This is a genomic window from Phyllobacterium brassicacearum, from assembly GCF_003010955.1.
Lineage (GTDB): Bacteria > Pseudomonadota > Alphaproteobacteria > Rhizobiales > Rhizobiaceae > Phyllobacterium > Phyllobacterium brassicacearum.
The window spans coordinates 19,364-40,796 of the sequence record NZ_PGGO01000005.1 but is presented as its reverse complement, the minus strand read 5'-3'; the positions used below and the strand labels follow the sequence as shown (position 1 = coordinate 40,796).

Sequence of the window (21,433 nt, the reverse complement as noted above, 5' to 3'; positions counted from 1 at the left end):
CATTCGATGGCATCGCATAAGCTCGATCGTCTGCTCAGGCCGAAAACCATTGCTGTCTTCGGCGGTCTGCAAGCCGCCGAAGTCATCAAACAATCACAGAAAATGGGCTTTTCCGGCGAGATCTGGCCGGTCCATCCCAAACATGATGAAATATGCGGTCTCAAGGTCTACCGGTCCGTCGCCGATCTGCCCGGAAGCCCCGACGCTGCCTTTGTCGGCGTGAATCGCTTTCTCACCCTCGATATCGTGCGCGACCTGCGTGAAGCCGGCGCGGGCGTTGCCGTTTGCTATGCCTCGGGCTTTCTCGAAGCCGGCGCCGACGATGCGGATGGCGCAAGGTTGCAGGAAGAGCTTGTCGAAGCGGCTGGCGATATGCCGATCATCGGGCCCAACTGCTACGGGCTGATCAACTACTGCGATGGCGCGCTGCTCTGGCCCGACCAGCATGGCGGGCGGCGGCTTGGCGCTGACGAACGCGGCGTCGCCATCATCACCCAATCGTCCAACATCGCCATCAACATGACGATGCAGACGCGCGGGCTGCCCATCGCCCACGTCATGACGGCGGGCAACCAGGCGCAGACCGGTCTTCCGGACATGGCGATTGCACTTCTCGAAGATGAACGCGTTACAGCGCTTGGCCTCCATATCGAGGCGTTCCAATCGGCACCAAAATTCGAGCTTCTGGCCAAACGTGCCCGGGAACTCGGCAAGCCGATCGTCGCCATGAAGGTTGGGCGTTCGGCGCAGGCACGGGCGGCGACGGTCTCGCACACGGCCTCACTGGCGGGATCCGATGCGGCCTCCGATGCCTTCCTCAAGCGGCTAGGCATCGCGCGCGTCAACTCGATCGCGTCCTTCCTTGAAACATTGAAGCTTCTGCATGTGCACGGCCCGCTCGACGGTAACACGCTCTGCTCCATGAGCTGTTCCGGCGGTGAGGCTTCGGTCATGGCCGATAGCGCCGAAGGGCGAGCGGTCAAATTTCCGGAACTGACGTCCGAGCATCGCGCGCGGGTCAAATCCACTCTCGGAGCATTCGTCGCCGTCGCCAACCCGCTCGATTATCACACCTTCATCTGGAACAATGAGCCGGCGCTTACGGAGACCTTCACCGCCATGGTATCCGGCGGTTTTTCTCTGAGCTGCCTCGTTCTCGATTTTCCGCGCAAGGATCGCTGTTCGGACGTGGATTGGTGGTCGACCGTTCGAGGCTTTGAAAACGCGCTGCGAACCAACACGGCCAAGGGCGCCATCGTCGCTTCGCTGTCAGAGAACATTCCGGAGGAATACATGTCCGGCCTGATGGCGACAGGCATCGCACCGCTCTGCGGTATCACCGAAGCCTTCGATGCCGCCGAAGCCGCAGCCTTCATAGGCAAGGCGTGGAAGATGCCACTTGCCGCTCCCGTGGCGGTTCCCGAGGACCAAGCTGAAGGCCGCACACGCACCCCGGACGAAGCCGAAGCCAAGGCCGTTCTCAAGAGTGCCGGGCTTCCCGTGCCGGACGGACAGCGCTGCACCACGACTATGGAGGCCGTCGCCATTGCCGACGTACTCGGCTATCCGGTCGCGCTCAAGGCGCTTGGCATCGCCCACAAATCCGAACAGAACGCCGTTCGGCTCAATCTGAAGGATGCCGATGCGGTCAGATCCGCCTCCGATGATCTCGCTGGTCTTGGCTCCGGCTTGTATGTCGAGGGGATGGTGACCGGGGCGGTTGCCGAGCTTATCGTCGGTATCATCGACGACCCGCAATTCGGTCCGGTCATGACCCTCGGTACGGGTGGGGTTTTGGTGGAATTGCTGCAGGATACGGCAACTCTGCTGCTACCTTCCAGCCGCGAGGATATCGACACGGCACTGCGCTCGCTGCGCATGTTCCCGTTGCTCGATGGTTACCGCGGCAAGCCCAAGGCTGATCTTGACGCTGCTGTTGAAGCAATCATGGGCATTGCGGCATTCGCCGTGAACAATTCTGGCCGAATTGTCGAACTTGATATCAATCCGCTGCTGGTCTGCGGCAAGGGACAAGGCGCGTGGATCGCCGATGCGCTGCTGGTGACAAAGGGAGAGCTGAAATGAGCGATGTAATCAGGACGCGCCGCGAAGGTGGCATTCTCGAAGTCACGTTGGACCGGCCAAAAGCCAATGCCATCGACCTGACGACGAGCCGCCTGATGGGCGAAACATTCAAGAAGTTCCGTGACGATACCGAACTGCGTGTCGCCATCGTGCAAACCGAAGGCGACAAGTTTTTCTGCGCCGGTTGGGACTTGAAGGCCGCAGCCGGCGGCGATGCGGTCGATGGTGATTATGGCGTCGGCGGCTTCGGCGGTCTGCAAGAACTGATCGACCTCAACAAGCCTGTCATCGCGGCTGTCAATGGCATGGCGGTGGGTGGCGGTTTTGAACTCGCCCTCTCCTGCGATCTGATTTATGCCTCCGACCATTCCAGCTTTGCCTTGCCGGAAATCCGCGCAGGCACCCTCGCCGATGCCGCAACGGTCAAGCTGCCGAAGCGCATCCCCTATCATGTCGCCATGGATCTGCTGCTAACAGGTCGCTGGATGGACGTTACCGAGGCGCACCGCTGGGGGCTGGTCAATGAAGTTCTGCCGAAAGACAAACTAATGGAGCGCGTCTGGGAGATTGCGCGTATGCTCGAAAGCGGGCCACCGCTGGTATTCGCCGCCATTAAGGAAGTGGCGCGCGAAGCCGAGAGCATGGGTTTCCAGGAAGCCATGAACTGGATTACCAAGCGCAAATTCCGTACAGTCGACACGCTCTACGCATCCGAAGATGGCCAGGAAGGCTTCAAGGCCTTCGCCGAAAAGCGCGAGCCCGTCTGGAAGGGGAAATGACCACCGACTATTCCATATTGATCGACGAGGAAACCTGGGCGTTCATAGAACGCACCGACAGGTTCTACCCACCCGATGCCATCGACCTTTCGATTGCCCAGCAGCGGGAGGTTTACGACACCATGTGCCGCGGGTTCTTTGCCGGCTATCCTGAGGTGGTATCGTCGACTGATCACTTCATCGATGCTCGCGATCGCAAAATCCCCATCCGCATCTACAACAAACGTGATGTCGAACCGGAAGCCATCTGCCTCTATTTTCATGGCGGCGGCTTCGTCGTTGGCGGACTTGAGAGTCACGACGATGTCTGCGCCGAATTGTGCGATGGCACAGGCTTCCGCGTGATCTCGGTCGACTACCGGCTTGCACCCGAACACCTGCATCCATCCGCGTTCAGGGATTGCCTTGCCGCCTTCGAGCACGTCGCTTCTACTTCAGATTTGCCGATAGTCCTGTGCGGCGACAGTGCCGGCGGCAATCTGGCGGCAGCGGTTTCGCATCATGTGCGCCGCCATGAACGCGCGCCGATTGGCCAGGTTCTCATCTATCCCGGGCTCGGCGGGGCGACCGATCAAGGCTCTTACCTGACCCACGCCGAAGCGCCCATGCTGACAACGCGGGACACGCTTTACTATTTCAAAGTCCGCGGCGGCGGCTTCAACTGGTCGACCGACCCGCGTTTTGCACCATTGAACGACACGGATTTCGCCGATCTGCCGGCCACTGTCGTCGTTTCAGCCGAATGCGATCCGCTGTCGGACGATGGCCGCCACTACCGCGACAAGATCCTGGCGGCTGGCGGCAAGGCAATCTGGAACAACGAGCCCGGTCTGGTGCACGCCTATCTGCGTGCGCGCCACAGCGTCGAGCGGGCCCGCTCCAGTTTCCGGCGCATTGTGACGGTGGTACATCTGCTTGGCCAGGGCCGCTGGCCCGGCCAGCTCTAGTTCCCGGCGCTCGCCATACGGCGGTGCTTCATCGCGTGCTCAAGCCAGCCAAGCTCCATCTCTGGAACTGACGACAACAACAGATCGGTATAATCGTCGAATGGAGGTGCCAGGACTTCCGACTTCGGCCCGTAGCGAACCACCTCGCCCCGATACATCACGGCGATGGAATCGGCGATCGATTTCACCGTTGCGAGATCGTGCGTGATGAAGAGATACGCAACATTCTCATCCTTCTGCAAATCGAGCAAAAGCTTCAATATTCCATCCGCAACCAGCGGGTCGAGAGCGCTCGTGACCTCGTCGCAGATGATGAGCTTCGGTTTTGCGGCGAGAGCGCGCGCAATACAGACACGCTGCTTCTGACCGCCGGAGAGCTCGGCCGGATACCGGTCTGCAAAGCCCTTACCCATTTCGATCTTTTCGAGGAGTTCGGTGACATGCCTGTCGCGCTCCTTTCCCCTCATCTTGAAATAGAACTCGAGCGGCCGGCCGATGATCGTACCGATGGTCTGGCGCGGATTCATCGCCGTGTCCGCCATCTGGTAGATCATCTGCAACTCGCGCAGATCATTGCGGGTACGGTTGGCAAGGCGCGGTGACAGGGTCCGTCCACTGAAGGTGATACTGCCCTCCATCGGCGGCAACAGCCCGGTGATCGCGCGGGCCAGCGTGGATTTACCCGAACCGGATTCGCCAACGACGGCCAGTGTCTGGCCAAGATGGATGTCCACCGAGACGTTCTTCAGGACCTTCACCAGTCCGCCGCCATAGGCCGCCGTGACATTGTTGACGACCAGGATCGGCGCGTCGGTCGGGTTGTTTTGCTCGTGCGGGATATGGTGCACCGAGACCAGCTGGTTGGTGTATTGCTGGCGCGGTTCCTTGATGATCTGATGCGTATCGCCGTATTCGACTTTCTTGCCGTGCCGCAAGACGATGATGTCATCCGCCACCTGCGCCACGACGGCGAGATCATGGGTGATGTAAAGGGCCGCAACATTCGTGTCGCGGATCGCATCCTTGATCGAAGCCAGCACATCGATCTGCGTGGTCACGTCGAGCGCCGTCGTCGGCTCGTCAAACACGATCAGATCCGGCTCCGAGCACAGCGCCATCGCGGTCATGGCCCGCTGTAATTGTCCGCCTGACACCTGATGCGGAAAGCGCTGACCAAAGGTTTCCGGATTGGGCAGGCCAAGCTTCTTGAACAGCCCAATCGCACGTTTCTCGGCTACGGCCTTCGAGCATATGCCGTGCAAGAGCGCCGCCTCGACCACCTGATCCATCAGCTTGCGCGCGGGATTGAAGGCTGCGGCAGCAGATTGCGCAACGTAGCAGACTTCACGGCCGCGCACCTGCCGCAACAGTCTTGGCCCGCCTTTCAATATGTCGCGGCCATTGAGCAGGACTTCGCCGCCGGTAATCCGCACGCCGCCGCGCCCATAGCACATGCTGGAAAGGCCGATAGTCGACTTGCCTGCACCGGACTCGCCAATGAGCCCCAGCACCTTGCCGCGCTCGACCTTTACGGAAACACCGTCGACAATGACGACATTGCGCGGCGGTTCTCCGGGAGGGTAGCTCGTCGCCTCGATACGCAGATTGCGGATATCGAGCAGGGTTCCACTTCTGTCTACGGGACGTTTGGCCATTAGCCGCGCCCTCCCTTCAAGCTGGTGGTACGATTGAGTATCCAGTCAGCAACCAGATTAACTGAAATGGCAAGGACGGCAATTGCCGCAGCCGGGATGAGCGCCGCCGGAATGCCAAAGACGATGCCTTCCTTGTTTTCCTTGACCATGCCGCCCCAATCCGCGTCCGGCGGTTGCACGCCTAGCCCAAGGAAGGACAGCGCTGAAAGAAACAGCACCGCGAAGATAAACCGCAACCCGAGCTCGGCGATCAGCGGCGTCAGTGCATTCGGCAGGATTTCCCGGAAGATGACCCACATGCGTCCCTCGCCGCGCAATTTTGCCGCCTCGACGAAATCCATCACATTGATATCGACCGCGACGGCGCGCGCCAGCCGGTACACCCGCGTGGCATCGAGCAGGCCCATCACCAGGATAAGCGTTACGACGTTGGCAGGCAGCACCGAAAGCACCACCAGTGCGAAGATCAACGTCGGAATTGCCATGATCAGATCGACGAAGCGCGACATGAGCTGGTCGAACCAGCCGCCTATCACCGCTGCCGCAAAACCGAGCACAGAACCCAGGATAAACGACAATGCCGTCGCCATAGCGGCGATGAAAATGGTGATACGCGCGCCATAGATCATGCGCGACAGCAGATCACGCCCTAGATTATCGGTGCCGAGCCAGTACTTTGCTGAACTGGGCTCCCACACGTCACCCACTGTTTCGCCAACTGAATATGGCGCAACCCAGGGGGCGAAGATCGCCGCAAAGAGAAACAGCGCTGTGATGATGAGGCCGATCCATGCGCTGATCGGTATGGTCTTTATATTCAGCATCTGCACGGCCTCACTTGGGATGTCTGAGGCGGGGATTGGAAACAATCGCCACGATATCAGCAACAATATTGAGGCTGATATAGACAGCCGCGAAAACCAGCCCGCATGCCTGAACGACCGGAACGTCGCGTTTGGCAACGTGATCGACCAGATATTGTCCCATGCCGGGATAGACAAAAATAACCTCGACGACGACCACGCCGACAATCAGAAATGCGAGATTGAGCATGACGACGTTGACGATCGGCGCGATCGCATTAGGAAAAGCGTGACGGGTAATGATCTGGAATGGCGTCAGCCCCTTGAGCTCAGCCGTCTCGATATAGGCAGATTGCATCACATTGAGGATTGCCGCTCGGGTCATGCGCATCATGTGTGCGAGAACAACAAGCGTCAGCACCGTAACCGGCAGGGCAATGGCGCTCAGGCGTTCACCAAATGGCATCCCCTCGTAAACTGTCGAGACGCTCGGAAACCACTGCAACTGCACGGCAACGAAGTAGATCAGCAGATAACCGGTGAAGAATTCCGGCAATGATGTCGAGGCGAGACCAAGCCCGGATATGATCTTGTCTACGGGGCCGTTTCGGTAGCGCACTGCGAGCAGCCCGAGGCCGATTGCCAGCGGAACCGAAACCACCGCCGCCGCCGAGGCGAGGAACAGCGTGTTCCACAGCCGGTCCTTCAGCGACGTGGCGATGTCCTGCCCGCTGGAGAGAGCTGTGCCGAGATTGCCAGTCAGGACACCGCCAAGCCAACGGAAGTAGCGGATATAGGCTGGATCATTGAGGCCCATGTCACGCCGCAGGTTTTCAAGTGCTTGCGGCGTGGCGGATTGTCCGAGAATGGACTGCGCCACGTCTCCAGGCAGGATCTGCGTGCCGATAAATATCAGCACGGAGACGGCAAGGAGAAGGAGTACGCCCATCGCAATGCGCTGGGCGACCAGTTTAAGGACAGGCGTACTCATCCGCCAACCTCTACGCGATCAGCCAGCAGCGCGACAATGCGTAACCGCCGCTCATCTCCTGATTGCCGTCCGGCACCCAACCGCCGACCTTGGCGCTGGTTGCGTCGATGAAATCGTTGAACATGGGTACGATCACGCCGCCCTCATCGCGAACGATAACGGCCATATCGCGATACATCTGCTTGCGCTTGCCCTCGTCCAGTTCGCCACGTGCCGTGATCAGCAGTTGGTCGAATTTGTCGTTGAAGAAGCGTGTGTCGTTCCAGTCGGCCTTGGAATAATAGGCCGTCGAATACATCTGGTCCTGGGTGGGTCGTCCTCCCCAGTAGGATGTGGAGAATGGCTGCTTGTTCCATACCTGCGAGAAATAACCATCGCCCGGCTCGCGCTTGACTTCGATGGTGATGCCAGCCTTGGCAGCGCTCTGCTGATAAAGCTGCGCCGCATCGATTGCGCCGGGAAATGCAACATCGGAAGTACGAAGAAGCACCGCACCATCGTGACCGGACTTCTTGTAGTGAAATGCTGCCTTGTCGGGATCATATTTGCGCTGTTCGAGATCATCCGAGAATAGCGGGTACGCCTTGTTGATCGGCGTATCGTTACCCACGGAACCATAGCCGCGCAGAATGGTCTTCACCATCTCTTCGCGGTTCATCGCATATTTCAGTGCCAACCGCAGATCCATGTTGTCGAACGGCGCGGTGTTGCAGTGAGCGATGAAAACGTAGTGCCCCTTGCCCGCAACATTCTGGATTGTGACGCCCGGGACGCGCTTGACCAGATCGACGATCTTCGGCTCAACGCGATTGATCATGTGCACCTGACCGGACTGCAGCGCAGCGGTACGGGCGGTGGCGTCGTTGATGACGATGATTTCGATCTGGTCAGCATGGCCGCGCTTGTCGCCATTCCAGTAATTGGCGAACTTTTCACCTATATGGCGTACGCCCGGCTGTTCCGTCACAACCTTGTACGGGCCCGTACCGATGCCGGCCGCCGGTTTGTCCTTCCCGCCATTCGGCTGAATCATCAGATGGTAGTCGTCCATCAGGAACGGCAGATCGGCATTGGCTTCTTTCAGTGTGAAAACAACGGTATCGCCGTCTTTCTTCACGTTTTCGATGCCGCCCATGATGCCGAGCGCACCGGATTTCGAGTTGGCGTCGGAATGGCGTTCCATCGTGGCGACGACGTCGTCCGGGGTCATCTCCTTGCCATCATGGAATTGAACACCCTTACGGATCTTGAATGTCCAAACTTTGGCATCGTCCGATGACCCCCACTCTTCGGCGAGTTTCGGTTCGAGTTTGCCATCCGGCTGAATTTCGACGAGTTGTTCACCCCATTGGCGGCCAAATTTGTAAGGGACCTGACTTTGCCAGCTGGCCGGATCGAGGCTATCTGTGGAAGCGCCACCTGTCATACCGGCCTTCAGGGTGCCGCCCTTGACCGGACCTTCCGCGAGCGCCGCGCTCGACAGCAGGGAATTGGCGAAGACCGTGGTGACGCCTAGAGCAGCGGCGCGGCCAAGGAAGTCACGGCGGGACAGATGTCCGCGAGCAACCTTGCGGCTAAGATAATCGAGTTCGTTTGACATACCATTCCCCTTTTTGATCCTTGGAACGCCTCGCGTCCAAATCTGGTTTTTGTGATAATGCGACTTGATACCCGTGAATTTCAACCCATTGATTTAGTAAATTGTTCCTCCGGCCATTGCCGCTGAATCATATGCATTGGCGCGCGATGGTTTCGGCAAAATCCCGATCGAACACCAAGTTATCGTTTTCGTAGGCCTCGATACGGCCGGTGAGATAGAAATTGTCCTTGTCAGACCGCATCGTCGTGAATGTCTCCGTCCGGATCCGCCAGCTGTCACGACCGGACACCTCAGTCCAATGAGTCTCGCCATGGGCGGAAAGAGGATCGTCGGGATGGATTTCCCAGCGCTCTCGGGCGATGCCACCATGGATGAGGCCGTGATCCTTGTCACGTGCCTCGCCGAAGTCGTCTTCGATGAGCAAGGCGATCTTGCCGCTGACCTGATCGTGCTCCACCGACCGTTTGTTGCCCCCGGCACGCAACGTATCAATCTGCCACGGTGATGCTGCTTCCGGTTCCGGGAAGGTCCACTCGTCGCCAGTCGCGGTTTCACGCACAGGAACGCTGATTTGGCCTGACCGGATGGTCAGGCTGACGTGTTCCGGTGACGGCCAGACCATGGGCCAATAGGAAGATGAAACGGCTACGCGCAATGTGTGCCCGGCCGGTACGCGATAGGCGATATCGTCAAGCTTGACGCTGATATCGATGGGTTCTCCGGGCACAAGCGGCTCCGGCCTGTCGTGCCCGTTGCGATGGCAAAGATTGAACACGCCATAGGTGATGCGCGTCGATGCGCCATCCGGATGCACATCGCAAAGCCGCACCGCGACCATGGCAACCGGCTTGTCGCTCAATAGTTTCAAGGCGATTTCGGGTGCACCGACGATATCGATCGGCTTGTGCAGAACCGTGTCGTAGCAAACCGAAAGCGCATCGTCGCGGCGCTGGTCCCCAGGCATCTCCGGTCCGAGCCATATCGCGCAATATTCTCCGCCCATCATGCCGCAATCCTGCGGCGACAAGATCAGGTGGGAAAACCCGCCCGATGCTTCGGATGCGAGCGAATGTGTAGCCTGCAGGTGCAGCACTTTGTTGGCAATATTCGTCGACGGCCACTGGTCTTCTGCAATCCAGTATCCTGGCCGTTCCGTGTACCAGCTCTTCGGTCGGACAGAGTCCATCAGGTAGGCGCGATAGGCGGGATCCCGCTCGACGCCTGTGTCGATGTCCTTAAGCCAGCGATCCCACCAGCGCAGCGCTTCCTGCAGAAAGCCGATACGCGGTTCCGGCACTGCAAAATGCGGATATTTGTGCACCCACGGACCGGTTATGCCCTTGACGGGCGCGGAGATGCCCTGGATCAGGCGCGGCACAGCATTCTTGTATGCATCGCCCCAGCCACCCACGGCGAGAGTTGCCGCCTTGATCGCCGAAAAATCCTCGCAGACCGAACCGCGCTGCCAATAGGCGTCGCGCGTCTGATGGTTGAGCCAGACGGCTGGCAGGAAAGGCTCGTTGTCGAGCCGATCGAGCCACATATCGCGCCATTTCTCGCCAACGAGTGCCGGGTCTGGCGCGCGCGATGAGTAGGCGAGCATCGTTGCGCCCCAGCCGAGATTTTCGTTCAGCAGCAGGCCACCCTTGTAATGAATATCGTCGGCATAACGATCATCGGTCGAGCAGAGCGTGATGATCGCCTTGAGTGCTTCCGGCTGGCGCGCGGCAACCTGCAGCGAATTGAAGCCGCCCCACGAAATGCCCATCATGCCAACCTCGCCGGTCGACCACGGCTGCGCGGCGATCCACTTGATTACCTCACAGGCATCGGCCAGTTCCTGCTCGGAATACTCATCCTCCGTCAGACCTTCGGAGTCGCCATTGCCGCGCATGTCGACGCGCAGACAGGCATAGCCATGGCCGGCAAAATAGGGGTGGGTGAGGTTGTCCCGCGCCGTGGTGCCGTCGCGTTTGCGATAAGGGAGAAACTCGAGAATTGCAGGAACCGGGGTCTGCTCGGCATCGTCTGGCATCCAGACTCTCGCCGAAAGCCGGCAGCCGTCGGGCAAGACAATACCCATGTCGGCCTGCTCAGTGATCCTATGCTGAAAAGTCTCGACCGTCCGCATTACCACCTTTCGTCCCCACGACGGAGTTGAAAATAGATAATGCCCGCCGGCGCAGCGCCCGGCGACAACATGAATCCCATTTTCTCGTCTTTGCGAGGCGTTCCTTTTGCCCACACTATGCGCATCTGCCCAAAGGCACGCACCAAACACTGCGACATAAGTCCAACAATTTGCGCCACGCCGCAATTATCCTAACTTCGACGGGATCAGCCTTTCGACGCGCCGGAACAGAAAAACGATGATAGCGGTTATGGCCAGATACCCCGCGGCAAGCAGCAACAGCGGCTCATAGGTTAAAAACGTATCCTGACGCACGCGCGAGGCCACCGCATAGAGATCAACGACCGTGATTGTCGCGACCAGCGGGGTGGATTTCAGCTGAAGAACGGCCTCGCCTGCAAGCGTAAGCAGGGCTCGGTGGATAGCTTGCGGCAGCCAGATGCGACGGAAGATTGTAAAGCGCCGCATGCCGAATGCCCGCGCCGCTTCCAACTGCCCCTTGGGGACGCTCGCAAAAGCGCCGCGCATGACCTCCCCTTCGTAACCGGCATAAGACAAGGTCAGCGCGAGAACAGCGTAGGGCCACGCCTGCCGCAGGTACGGCCAGAGCTCGGATCCTCTAATCCACGGATATTGCGGGAAAAGCGACCCGAGGCCGTAATAGAGCAGCCAAAGCTGAACGAGCAGCGGCGTACCGCGAATGACCGTACAGAACGCACGCGCCGGAATGGCCAGGATAGCGGGTCCGGAAGCTTGTGCCAGACCAAGCGGCACCGCCAGCAGGAAACCAAGGACGACCGTCACGACCAGTATCCAAATTGTCCGCCATAAGCCCTGCAAGATGAGACCGCCATATTGCGGCAGCCAGTCCCAGCGCATGAACAACGCCGCCGAAGCCACAAGCGCCAGTCCAATGAGAATAAGGACGATACGATGCGGCGGCAGCCTGCTGGCCTGACGGCTCGGGTCCTTCTCCTTGTGGATCGGAAATGTCTCTATCGGAACTTCAATTTCGGTTTCACCAAGCGCATTGGACATCAGTGCGCCTCCTTCACCGAAGGCATGCCGCGCCGCGCCCGTCTCTCGACCCATTCAAGAATGACGCTGGAAAATAGCGTGATAAGCAGATAGAGCGCACCGGCGGCCAGATAAAAGGTCATGTAGGCCTTCGTCGCTCCGGCAGCCTGGCGCGTTTCCAGTGTCAGTTCGCTGAAGCCAACGACTGCAAGCAGCGCTGTGTCCTTCGTCGAAATGAGCCAGAGATTGGCAAGTCCGGGCAACGCGTGCGGGAGCATGGCCGGCAGCGTGATCCGGCGCATCATCAGCGTAGGCGGCATGCCGTAGGCCCTCGCCGCTTCGATCTCGCCTTGCGGGATGGCTTTGATCGCACCGCGCAGCACTTCCGTAGCATAGGCGCCCTGGACAAATCCCAGCACGACAATACCGGCAACGAGACCGCTGATATCCACTCGCTGATAGCCCATCCCCTCAAGGATGCGATTGATCAGGTCCGTCCCCGCATAATAGAGCAGGATAATCATCACCAGCTCCGGAATTGCCCGTACCAGCGTCGTATAGATTGCCGCCAGATCGCGTGCGATCGGGCCGCCATAGAGTTTCGCGTATGCGCCGAAAGTTCCGATAATCAGGCCCATGCCGAACGCGCCGAAGGCAATCTGCAGCGACCGCACCAGCCCGCGCAAAAGATTGGCACCCCATCCTGGCGCAACAGGAGATAGAAGATCGAACATGCCGGTAATTCCGGCGGGGATAATCGATGCGTCGGCCAAGCCGTCCTCGATTCAGCGTCAAATGCAGGTTTCGAACAATGAAAAGGCCGGAGTTGGAAACCCAGCTCCGGCCCAAACTCAATCAGCCTCCGTAGATGTCGAACGTGAAGTACTCCTTCGAGATCTCGTCATACTTCCCGTTGGCCCGGATCTCTTTGATTGCCGCGTTGAACTTTTCCTTCATCGCCGTATCGCCCTTGCGTATGCCAACGCCAACGCCGGGTCCGAGGATCTCGAGATCATCGGCGACCTTGCCCTTGATTTCGCAGCAGGCCTTGCCTTCAGGGGTCGCAGCAAAGGTTTCCAGCGCCAGTCCATCCGCCTGGGTAGCGTCGATACGTCCGGCTGCCAGATCCTGATTGGCTTCGTCCTGCGTCTGATATTCCTTGATCTCGGCCGCAGTGTCAGCGAAATGCTTCTTCGCATAGGCCTGATGCACGGTCGAAACCTGCACGCCCAAAATCTTGCCCTTCAGGCCCTCGGGCGTCGCATCCATCTTCTCTTCCTTGGAGCCGAGAATGACCGTCGGGGTATTGTAATACTTGTCCGAGAAATCGATCGTCTTCTCGCGCTCCGCGGTGATCGACATGGAGCTCGCAATGATGTCGATCTTCTTCGTCGTCAGCGCCGGAATGATACCGTCCCACGAAACCGGCGTGATGACGCAATCAAGCTTGGCCGCCGCGCACATCGCCATCGTGATGTCGATTTCCCAGCCCTGCCACTTGCCCGATGCATCCGGCGACGTGAAGGGCGGATAGGGTTCGGCGGCAATGCCAACCTTGACCTGTTCGGCATTGGCTGCGCCAAGGCCGGCAACCACAAGCACAACGGCTGCTGCCGTAGTTTTCAGAAAAGACTTCATTCTCATCTCCATTGGTTCAACTGTTCCCCAGGGTTGCTCCCTGTATTGCTTTTAGTCACTTATGAAACAGTGCGAATAAACTGCTTCAAACGTTCAGATTTTGGCGATCCGAAGAGTTGTTCAGGAGGTCCTTCCTCCTCGACGATGCCATTGTGCAGGTACATCACATGGCTCGCCACTTCGCGGGCGAACTTCATCTCGTGGGTGACCAGCAGCATCGTCCGGCCCTCCTTCGCGAGGTCGGCTATGACCTTCAAGACCTCGCCGACTAGTTCCGGATCGAGCGCCGAAGTCGGCTCATCGAACAGCATGACGCGTGGCTGGATGGCAAGCGCCCGCGCGATTGCACCCCGCTGCTGCTGCCCGCCTGACATATAGGCGGGATAGACGTCGCGCTTGGCTGAAAGACCGACGCGTTCGAGAAGCTGCTCGCCAATGGCCATGGCCTCATCGCGCTTCATGCCGAGCACATGCACCGGCACTTCGATGACATTCTGGATCAGCGTCATGTGCTGCCACAGGTTGAAATTCTGGAATACCATGCCGAGCCGGCTGCGAATGCGCTCGATCTGGCGGCGATTGGCCGGTACCTGACCGCCGTGGCCGTCGCTAACCATCTTCACGTCTTCGCCGTTGATGCGAATGACGCCGCTGGTGGGATTTTCAAGGAAATTTATGCAGCGCAAGAATGTGGACTTGCCCGAGCCGCTGCCGCCGATCATGGCTACGACATCGCCGTCCTTGGCGGACATGGAAACGCCCTTGAGCACTTCAAGGGCGCCAAACCGCTTGTGCAGGTTCTCGATGTGGATAGCTTCAGCCTGTTCAGGCACGCCCGGTTGGAGAGGATCCGCCGCAACGGCTACACTCGCCGTCATTCCGGGATTTCCGCGCATAGCTGTCGTGCATGCTCAATCATCAGTTGTTCGATCCGCCTCTTTTGTCAGCATGGGTCTTGATCGCCCGAATTTAGCCCATCACACCACTTGCGATCTAATTATGCAAGCGTATAAATACACTGACCAGCAATTTTTCGAGAGCACCCCCAAAACATGACATTCGGTTCGCAGTCCATGGCCCTTCCCTTGAAACGCGTCATAATGCGCATGCCGGACAGGGTCATGGCCGGCGCCGAGCGTGACGTCTGGCACTATGGGCCGCAGTTCGATCCGCGCCGGGCATCCGAGCAGCACAAGGTCTTCGCCGATCTTGTCGCCCGGTCCGGTGCCGACATTACCTGGATACGCGACGGCAATGATGCCCTCTCGGATTCGATATTTACCCATGATCCTTCACTCGTCACCGATAAAGGCGCGGTGCTCCTGCGCATGGGCAAGAGCCTGCGCCTCGATGAGCCCGATCTGCATCACAAAACCTACCGCGAGATGGATGTCCCTGTTCTCGGCCGCATCGAAGCGCCGGGCACCGTCGAAGGCGGCGATTGCGTCTGGGTAGACAGCAAAACCTTGGCTGTCGGGCGCGGCGTACGTACCAACCAGTCCGGCATCGAACAGCTCTCCGCAATCCTGAAGCCCCTCGGCATCACTGTGCTCGGTTTCGATCTACCGCTTTGGCATGGCGAAGAAGCCTGTCTGCATCTGATGTCGATCATCTCTCCCCTCGCCGAGGATCTGGCGCTGGTACACCTGCCTCTCCTGCCGGCGGCGTTCTACCAACTGCTGAAGGAACGCGGCATCCGGCTTGTTGTAGCTCCCGAGGAAGAGTTTGCTGCCAGCAACGGGCTCAATCTCAACGTCCTGCCAACTGCCCCTTATCAGGTCATCGCCGTAGCTGGATTTAAGGGAACAAAAGCAGCAATGGAAGCGGCTGGCTGCACGGTAACGACCTTTGAGGCGGACGCATTGTGCATTGCTTGCGAAGGCGGTCCGACCTGCCTGACCAGACCCGTATGGCGCCAATGAAGCTCAACTCCGCTCCCCGCAAGAGTTTTCGCCGTGAAGGCGAGGACAAACGCCGCGAGGACCTTATCGCAGCGACGCTCGAATGCGTGGCGGAGCGCGGGCTCGCCGGAGCCACGGTACGAGAAATAGCCTTGCGCGCCGACGTGACGGCAGGGCTGATCCGCTATTATTTCCCGACCAAGGACGAGTTGATCGGCGCCGCGTACCGCGCCGTGATGAACCGCATGACTGTTCAGGCGAGCGACGCTCTAAAAAATGCAGAGAACGACCCGCGCGCCCGACTTGCTGCCTTCGTGAAGGCAAACCTTGGTCAACCGATCATGGATCCTTACAATCTCTCCCTCTGGGCCGGATTTATCACGCTGGTTCATGCCGATCCGGCCATGGCGATGGCGCATCGCGACGGCTATCTTGCGTTTCGCGACGAACTGGAAGCGCTTATACGCGAGGCTTTGCTTGCCGCCGAAAAGCCTGCACTGCCAAACCACACGCGCCGCCACGCCATTGCCGTCAACGCGATCATCGATGGTTTGTGGCTGGAGGGCTGTCTGGCGGGGGATATTTTCGCGGACGGGGAGTTGGCTGACACCGGCATTACCGCTATCGAAGCCGTACTGGGAATTTCACTCAAAGCTGAAGGGGGAGCGACATGATGCGCTTTGCGTCTGTTACCGATCGCCTCGCCGGACTGGGCTCCGATAAATGGGCAGTCCACATTCGTGCGCGCGAAATGAAGCGTGCTGGCCACGACATCATAGAGCTGACTATCGGCGAACCAGACATACCGACACCGGTTGACATGATTGACGTAGCCGACAAAGCCATGCGCGCGGGCCGCACCGGCTACTCGAATGGTCGCGGCGAGCCCGCTGTTCTAGCGGCGCTGTCCGCCAAATACACAGCCCGCACTGGCCGTCAGATCGATCCGGAAAACATCATGTGCTTCCCGGGCACACAAACGGCACTGTCCCTCGTCATGCTCGGCCTTGCCGAGGAAGGCGACGAGATCATCACCGGAGATCCGCTCTACGCTACCTATGACGGTGTTGTGCGCGCAACCGGCGCTACCCGGGTTTCGGTGCCGCTTCGGCCGGAAAAAGGTTTCCGCATGCAGGCGGTCGATCTTGAAAAGGTCATCACGCCAAAGTCCAGGGTGCTCCTGCTGAACACCCCGCACAATCCGACAGGCGCAGTCCTCAGCGCACAGGAAGTGGCGGAGATCGGCGAGGTTTGCCGCAAACACAATCTCTGGATCGTCTCCGACGAGGTATACGAGCTGCTGATTTTCGACGGCAAGTTCACGTCGCCGCTCGATCGCGCAGAACTCGCAGAGCGCACCATTGCCGTTGCGTCCATTTCCAAGTCACACGCGGCCCCGGGGTTCCGCAGCGGCTGGTGCGTCGCACCTAAGGAATTCACACGGCGATTACTGCCACTGTCAGAATCCATGCTGTTTGGCGTCCAGCCCTTCATCGCCGATATGACGGCCTATGCGCTCGGCCAGCCGTCCGAGGCGGCTGCTACCATGCGCGCGAGCTTCCTGCGACGTGCACAGAAGATATCCCAGCGCCTCGATGGCGTTGCGGGGATTATCTCCAAGGTGCCCCAAGCTGGCATGTTCATCCTCGCCGATATTCGCGCCACGGGCCTGTCCGGCAATGACTTTGCCATGCGTCTCCTCGAAGAGGAATTCGTGGCGGTAATGCCGGGCGAATCCTTTGGCGAGAATCTATCAGGCTACCTTCGCTTGAGCCTCAGTGTCGCCGATGACAAGATCGATGCCGCTTGCGCCGGCATCGTCCGCCTCGCATCCCGCCTGCAACAACGGAAATCCGCATGACCACTGTTGGTGAAGCCCTTGTCCATTTGCTTGAATCCTACGATGTCGACACTGTCTTCGGCATCCCCGGCGTTCATACGATTGAGCTCTACCGCGGCCTTGCTGGCTCAAAGATCCGGCACATCACACCGCGCCATGAACAGGGTGCGGGCTTCATGGCCGATGGATATGCGCGGGCCACCGGCAAGCCCGGTGTTGCTTTCGTCATCACCGGGCCCGGCATCACCAATACCATCACCGCCATGGGCCAGGCGCGCGCCGATTCCATCCCGATGCTGGTGATTTCCGGAGTGAACCAGCGCGAGTCTCTCGGCAAGGGCATGGGCTTCCTGCATGAACTGCCCAATCAGCGTGCTATGCTGCAGACGGTTGCTATGTTCTCGCACCGGATAGAGAAGCCGGACGAACTGCCGATCGTTCTGGCACGGGCATTCGCGCTCTTCGCCTCAAGGCGGCCCGGTCCTGTGCATATCGAGATCCCGCTGGATGTGATGGCGCTACCGCTCGAGAACGCCAGGCGCGAGCCGGCAGATGCGCCAATTCCCCATCCATCGCCAGAAGCAATGGCCGAACTGACGCGCCAGTGCCTTGCCGCCGAACGCCCGGTGATCCTGATCGGCGGCGGCGCCAAGGAAGCAGCGGACGATTTGGCAACGCTGGCCGAGAAACTTGATGCGCCCGTCGTTTCGACCACCAATGCGCGCGGCATCATGCATGGCCATCCTTTGCTCGTACCGGCGAGCCCAAGTCTCAAGGCGGTGCGGGAACTGTTGGGGGACAGCGATCTGGTCATCGCCATCGGTACAGAAATGGGCCCGACCGACTACGACATGTATGGCGACGGCGGTTTCCCGGAGCTAAAGCGCTTCGTGCGTATCGATATCGACGCTGCGCAGCTTGATCGCTGGCCAGCCTTCATGCCGATCGAAGCATCGGCAAGGGAGACCGTCAAAGACCTTGCTGCCGCACTGCCCGCAGGCCGCAACGCCCGTTCAGGGGAAGCGCGCGCCAGGCAGACGCGCGACGCCGCCTGGGCGGAAGTTGGCAGCCGAACACAAGGTCAGGTGCACTTCCTCAATACGCTGCGTGACACATTGCCCAATTCGCTGATCATCGGCGATTCCACACAGGCGATTTATGCCGGCAACTTGTACTTCGATCATGACCGTGCCGGCGGCTGGTTCAATGCGGCCACCGGCTTCGGCGCGCTTGGCTTTGGTCCGCCCGCCGCCATTGGTGCTGCTCTCGGCCAGCCGGAGGCAACGACCATCTGCATCGTCGGCGATGGCGGCTTTCAGTTCGTCCTCGGCGAGCTCGGGGCAGCTGTCGATGAAAACGTAACGATGATATTCATCGTCTGGAACAACCAGGGCTATCAGGAAATCGAGCGCGCAATGGTTGAAGTCGATATCAACCCTGTCGGCGTGCGCCCGTCCGCCCCGGATTATATCAAGATCGCCGAGGCCTATGGCGTGCCAGCTGAACGCCTCGCCAACATTAATGACCTTCCGGCCGCGCTGTTGAAGGCCAAGGCGAGCAAGCAGCCCTATCTGATTGAAATCGATGAGAACCTGATAGGTTGATGGCTTGGAGCCATCAACCAGGTCTAGGCACTAAGGCCGGTGGATGGTCTTGATCTCGAGGAAATCCTCGAGGCCGAACTTTCCACCCTCGCGGCCATTGCCGGATTGCTTGTAGCCGCCGAACGGGCTGCCATAGCGATGGGGCCCGCCATTGATATGGACCATGCCCGCCTTCAGCTTTGACGCGACACGCTCGGCACGTTTGGCGTCCGCGGTCTGGACATAGGCGGCAAGCCCGTAGGGCGTATCGTTGGCTATGGCGATGGCTTCCTCCTCGGTATCGAAAGGAATGAGCGCCAGCACCGGGCCGAATACTTCTTCCTTGGCGATACGCATGTCATTCGTCACATCGGCGAAGATGGTCGGCTGCACAAAGTAACCCGTCTCGTAACCCTCTGGCTTGCCGGCGCCGCCAACAAGAACGCGTGCGCCCTCGGCAATTCCAGCCTCGATCAGGTTCTGGACCCTGCCATACTGGATATGGCTGACCAGCGGCCCAATGTGATCGCCCTCCTCTTGCGGATTGCCCACCCGAGCCTCGCGTCCAGTTGCCTGCGCAATTCTGACCGCCTTGTCATAGACCGAGCGCTGCACCAGCATGCGTGTTGGCGCATCACAAGACTGCCCGCTGTTGTTGAAGCATTCAATCACACTGCCAGTGACGCGATCCTCGAGATCAGCATCCTCGAACACGATGTTGGGGGACTTGCCGCCAAGTTCGAGCGTGACTCGCTTTACCGTTTCGGCAGCGTCCTTGCTGACCGCGATGCCTGCGCGCGTCGAACCAGTGAAGGACATCATGTCAACATCCTTGTGTTTTGAAAGCGCAGCACCAACCGTCGCACCATCCCCATTGACGAGATTGAACGTACCAGCCGGGAAACCGGCCTCATCGATCATCTCGGCATAGAGCATGGCGTTGAGCGGCGTGAACTCACTCGGCTTCAGGACGCAGGTGCTGCCCGTTGCCAGCGCCGGAATGACTTTCAAGGCAATCTGGTTGATCGGCCAGTTCCATGGCGTGATCAGGCCACAGACCCCGATCGGCTCGCGGACAAGAACGTCACCGTTCGGCAGTTCTTCGCGCATGTGCAGCTTCTTCATCGCATCGATGAATCCCTGCAGGTGCCCGACACCGACATCAGCCTGTTGCTGCGTACTCATGGTGATCGGCGCGCCAAGTTCCAGCGTAATGGTCTGCGCCACCTCGTCGTAACGGCGCTTGTAGATTGCCAGCAGCTTTTCCAGCAACGCCAGCCGTTCCTCTACGGAGGTCTGGCTATAGCTCTGGTACGCCTTCTTTGCCGCAGCAACCGCCCGGTCGATATCCGCTGCTGTTCCCATTGAAATGACCGCAACCGGCTGTTCCGTCGCCGGATTGATCACTTCCAGATCATTGGCTTCAAGAGAAGGTACCCACTCGCCATTGATGTAGAACTTGCGTTTGTCGAGCATGAAAGGTTCCTCCAGAATCCTGATTATCCAGCCATTCTGACCATCAATCGGGTGAACGCAAGAGCGCCTGCGCCATACAGTGAATGCCGCCGCCGGTTTTGGAGATTTCGCTCATATCGACCGCAGCAACTTCGAAACCCGTCGCCCTTAGCTTATCGATCAGGGTCTTGCTAGATGTCGGCGCGATGATGCGGTCCTTGCCGAGTGACATGAAGTTGCACCCAAGATTCATCGTATGCTGGAACGGCACGTCAATGATTTCATGGCCTTTTGATTTGAGCCAGTCGACAATTTCGGGCTCGGTGCAGGCAAGACAGACTGCCGTAAGCTTGGGCGCGATTGGCACGACCATCAGATCGATATGGACGTAATATTCGTCGATGAAGGCGAGGCGCGTTTCCCAGCCCTCCTTGCGGAACCAGTCTTCCACCTGGCGGGCACCCTCCTCCTGCGTGCGGGCGCCGCCGCAACCTATCAGAACGCAACCTTCCTCAATAACGTTGAAATCGCCGCCCTCAAAGGTGCCTGCGGTGACCATGTCGTAGATCGGTATGCCTAACCGCTCATAGGTGCGGATCGCGGCATAGTTCTCACCGCGACGCCACCAGTTGGCCATGGCAGTAATGATTGCGCCATAGGGCGTCATCACACTGGAATCGCGCGAATAGACCTGCATCGGCAATTCCGGTTCCGGCTCGTGCCAGTGAATCCTGACGCCAAAGTGTTCATAGGCTGCGACGAGCTCCTTGTGCTGTGCCTGCGCCACCTGGATGTTGCTCGGCGCCTCGCGCAAATGTTTGCGTGACAATGAGCTTGTCGCCATGTGCCGCAAGAAGGCAGGTGAACCCAACAGGACATCTGTCAGGGGATCCGTTTCATTGCGGAAACCCCAGCCCTTGAGTGGCTTGGTGCCGCCATTGGCATTGCGCCGCTTCAGCGTGAAAGCGTCGGCCGCAAAGTCCTGTTCGTGTCGTGTCATTGGACTAT

18 protein-coding genes are annotated in these 21,433 nt (G+C 59.2%); 7 read left to right on the top strand and 11 right to left on the bottom strand.

Annotated elements, in window-relative coordinates; all coding sequences use genetic code 11:
- Positions 1-6: 6 nt before the first annotated feature.
- Genes CU102_RS07790 through CU102_RS07780 form a run of 3 tightly spaced genes read left to right on the top strand, consistent with a single transcriptional unit; the run spans position 7 to position 3,811 of the window.
- Positions 7-2,085 carry an acetate--CoA ligase family protein gene (locus CU102_RS07790; protein WP_106710551.1) on the top strand — a complete coding sequence of 693 codons (2,079 nt, stop codon included), beginning with the start codon at positions 7-9 and terminating at the stop codon, positions 2,083-2,085.
- Positions 2,082-2,864, top strand: coding sequence for a carnitinyl-CoA dehydratase (locus tag CU102_RS07785; RefSeq protein ID WP_106710550.1), 783 nt, complete (start codon positions 2,082-2,084; stop codon positions 2,862-2,864). The genes CU102_RS07790 and CU102_RS07785 overlap by 4 nt, the downstream gene beginning before the upstream one ends.
- Positions 2,861-3,811: an alpha/beta hydrolase gene (locus tag CU102_RS07780; protein ID WP_106710549.1), complete on the top strand. Its 951-nt coding sequence runs from the start codon at positions 2,861-2,863 to the stop codon at positions 3,809-3,811. The genes CU102_RS07785 and CU102_RS07780 overlap by 4 nt, the downstream gene beginning before the upstream one ends.
- On the opposite strand, the gene CU102_RS07775 is transcribed toward CU102_RS07780, so the two are convergent.
- From CU102_RS07775 to CU102_RS07735, 9 genes are all read right to left on the bottom strand, one after another.
- Positions 3,808-5,466: an ABC transporter ATP-binding protein gene (locus CU102_RS07775; RefSeq protein WP_106710548.1), complete on the bottom strand. Its 1,659-nt coding sequence runs from the start codon at positions 5,464-5,466 to the stop codon at positions 3,808-3,810. The two genes, CU102_RS07780 and CU102_RS07775, sit on opposite strands and share 4 nt — an antisense overlap.
- A complete protein-coding gene (locus tag CU102_RS07770) occupies positions 5,466-6,290 on the bottom strand; it encodes an ABC transporter permease (RefSeq protein ID WP_106710776.1) in 825 nt (274 codons plus the stop codon). Before CU102_RS07770 ends, CU102_RS07775 begins: the two co-directional genes overlap by 1 nt.
- A 10-nt stretch (positions 6,291-6,300) precedes the next feature.
- The gene (locus CU102_RS07765; RefSeq protein ID WP_106710547.1) at positions 6,301-7,260 is read right to left on the bottom strand and encodes an ABC transporter permease; all 960 of its coding nucleotides are present in this window, start codon (positions 7,258-7,260) and stop codon (positions 6,301-6,303) included.
- A 10-nt stretch (positions 7,261-7,270) separates the two neighbouring features.
- The gene (locus CU102_RS07760; RefSeq protein ID WP_106710775.1) at positions 7,271-8,860 is read right to left on the bottom strand and encodes an ABC transporter substrate-binding protein; all 1,590 of its coding nucleotides are present in this window, start codon (positions 8,858-8,860) and stop codon (positions 7,271-7,273) included.
- Between the two features lie 127 nt (positions 8,861-8,987).
- Positions 8,988-10,991 (bottom strand): CocE/NonD family hydrolase, encoded by a 2,004-nt coding sequence (locus CU102_RS07755; RefSeq protein WP_106710546.1) that lies wholly within the window; start codon positions 10,989-10,991, stop codon positions 8,988-8,990.
- 186 nt (positions 10,992-11,177) lie between these two features.
- A complete protein-coding gene (locus CU102_RS07750; RefSeq protein WP_106710545.1) occupies positions 11,178-12,029 on the bottom strand; it encodes an ABC transporter permease in 852 nt (283 codons plus the stop codon).
- Positions 12,029-12,742 carry an ABC transporter permease gene (locus CU102_RS07745; RefSeq protein WP_106710774.1) on the bottom strand — a complete coding sequence of 238 codons (714 nt, stop codon included), beginning with the start codon at positions 12,740-12,742 and terminating at the stop codon, positions 12,029-12,031. Before CU102_RS07745 ends, CU102_RS07750 begins: the two co-directional genes overlap by 1 nt.
- A gap of 121 nt (positions 12,743-12,863) precedes the next feature.
- Positions 12,864-13,646: a transporter substrate-binding domain-containing protein gene (locus CU102_RS07740; RefSeq protein ID WP_106710544.1), complete on the bottom strand. Its 783-nt coding sequence runs from the start codon at positions 13,644-13,646 to the stop codon at positions 12,864-12,866.
- Positions 13,647-13,705: 59 nt separating this feature from the next.
- Positions 13,706-14,524: an ABC transporter ATP-binding protein gene (locus CU102_RS07735; protein WP_106710773.1), complete on the bottom strand. Its 819-nt coding sequence runs from the start codon at positions 14,522-14,524 to the stop codon at positions 13,706-13,708.
- A gap of 174 nt (positions 14,525-14,698) precedes the next feature.
- On the opposite strand from CU102_RS07735, the gene CU102_RS07730 reads away from it, so the two are divergent.
- The 4 genes from CU102_RS07730 to CU102_RS07715 are packed head-to-tail and all read left to right on the top strand — an operon-like array spanning position 14,699 to position 18,991.
- Positions 14,699-15,568 (top strand): dimethylarginine dimethylaminohydrolase family protein, encoded by an 870-nt coding sequence (locus CU102_RS07730; protein ID WP_106710543.1) that lies wholly within the window; start codon positions 14,699-14,701, stop codon positions 15,566-15,568.
- Positions 15,565-16,221 carry a TetR/AcrR family transcriptional regulator gene (locus CU102_RS07725; protein ID WP_106710772.1) on the top strand — a complete coding sequence of 219 codons (657 nt, stop codon included), beginning with the start codon at positions 15,565-15,567 and terminating at the stop codon, positions 16,219-16,221. The genes CU102_RS07730 and CU102_RS07725 overlap by 4 nt, the downstream gene beginning before the upstream one ends.
- Positions 16,221-17,408: a pyridoxal phosphate-dependent aminotransferase gene (locus tag CU102_RS07720; protein ID WP_166648355.1), complete on the top strand. Its 1,188-nt coding sequence runs from the start codon at positions 16,221-16,223 to the stop codon at positions 17,406-17,408. The genes CU102_RS07725 and CU102_RS07720 overlap by 1 nt, the downstream gene beginning before the upstream one ends.
- Positions 17,405-18,991, top strand: coding sequence for a 5-guanidino-2-oxopentanoate decarboxylase (locus CU102_RS07715; protein ID WP_106710541.1), 1,587 nt, complete (start codon positions 17,405-17,407; stop codon positions 18,989-18,991). Before CU102_RS07720 ends, CU102_RS07715 begins: the two co-directional genes overlap by 4 nt.
- 30 nt (positions 18,992-19,021) lie before the next feature.
- On the opposite strand, the gene CU102_RS07710 is transcribed toward CU102_RS07715, so the two are convergent.
- Both CU102_RS07710 and CU102_RS07705 read right to left on the bottom strand, forming a co-directional pair.
- On the bottom strand, positions 19,022-20,446 hold the full coding sequence (locus CU102_RS07710; RefSeq protein WP_106710540.1) for an aldehyde dehydrogenase family protein: 1,425 nt from the start codon (positions 20,444-20,446) through the stop codon (positions 19,022-19,024).
- Between the two features lie 43 nt (positions 20,447-20,489).
- Positions 20,490-21,425, bottom strand: a complete 936-nt coding sequence (locus tag CU102_RS07705) for a dimethylarginine dimethylaminohydrolase family protein (protein WP_106710539.1) — start codon at positions 21,423-21,425, stop codon at positions 20,490-20,492.
- Positions 21,426-21,433 lie beyond the last annotated feature (8 nt).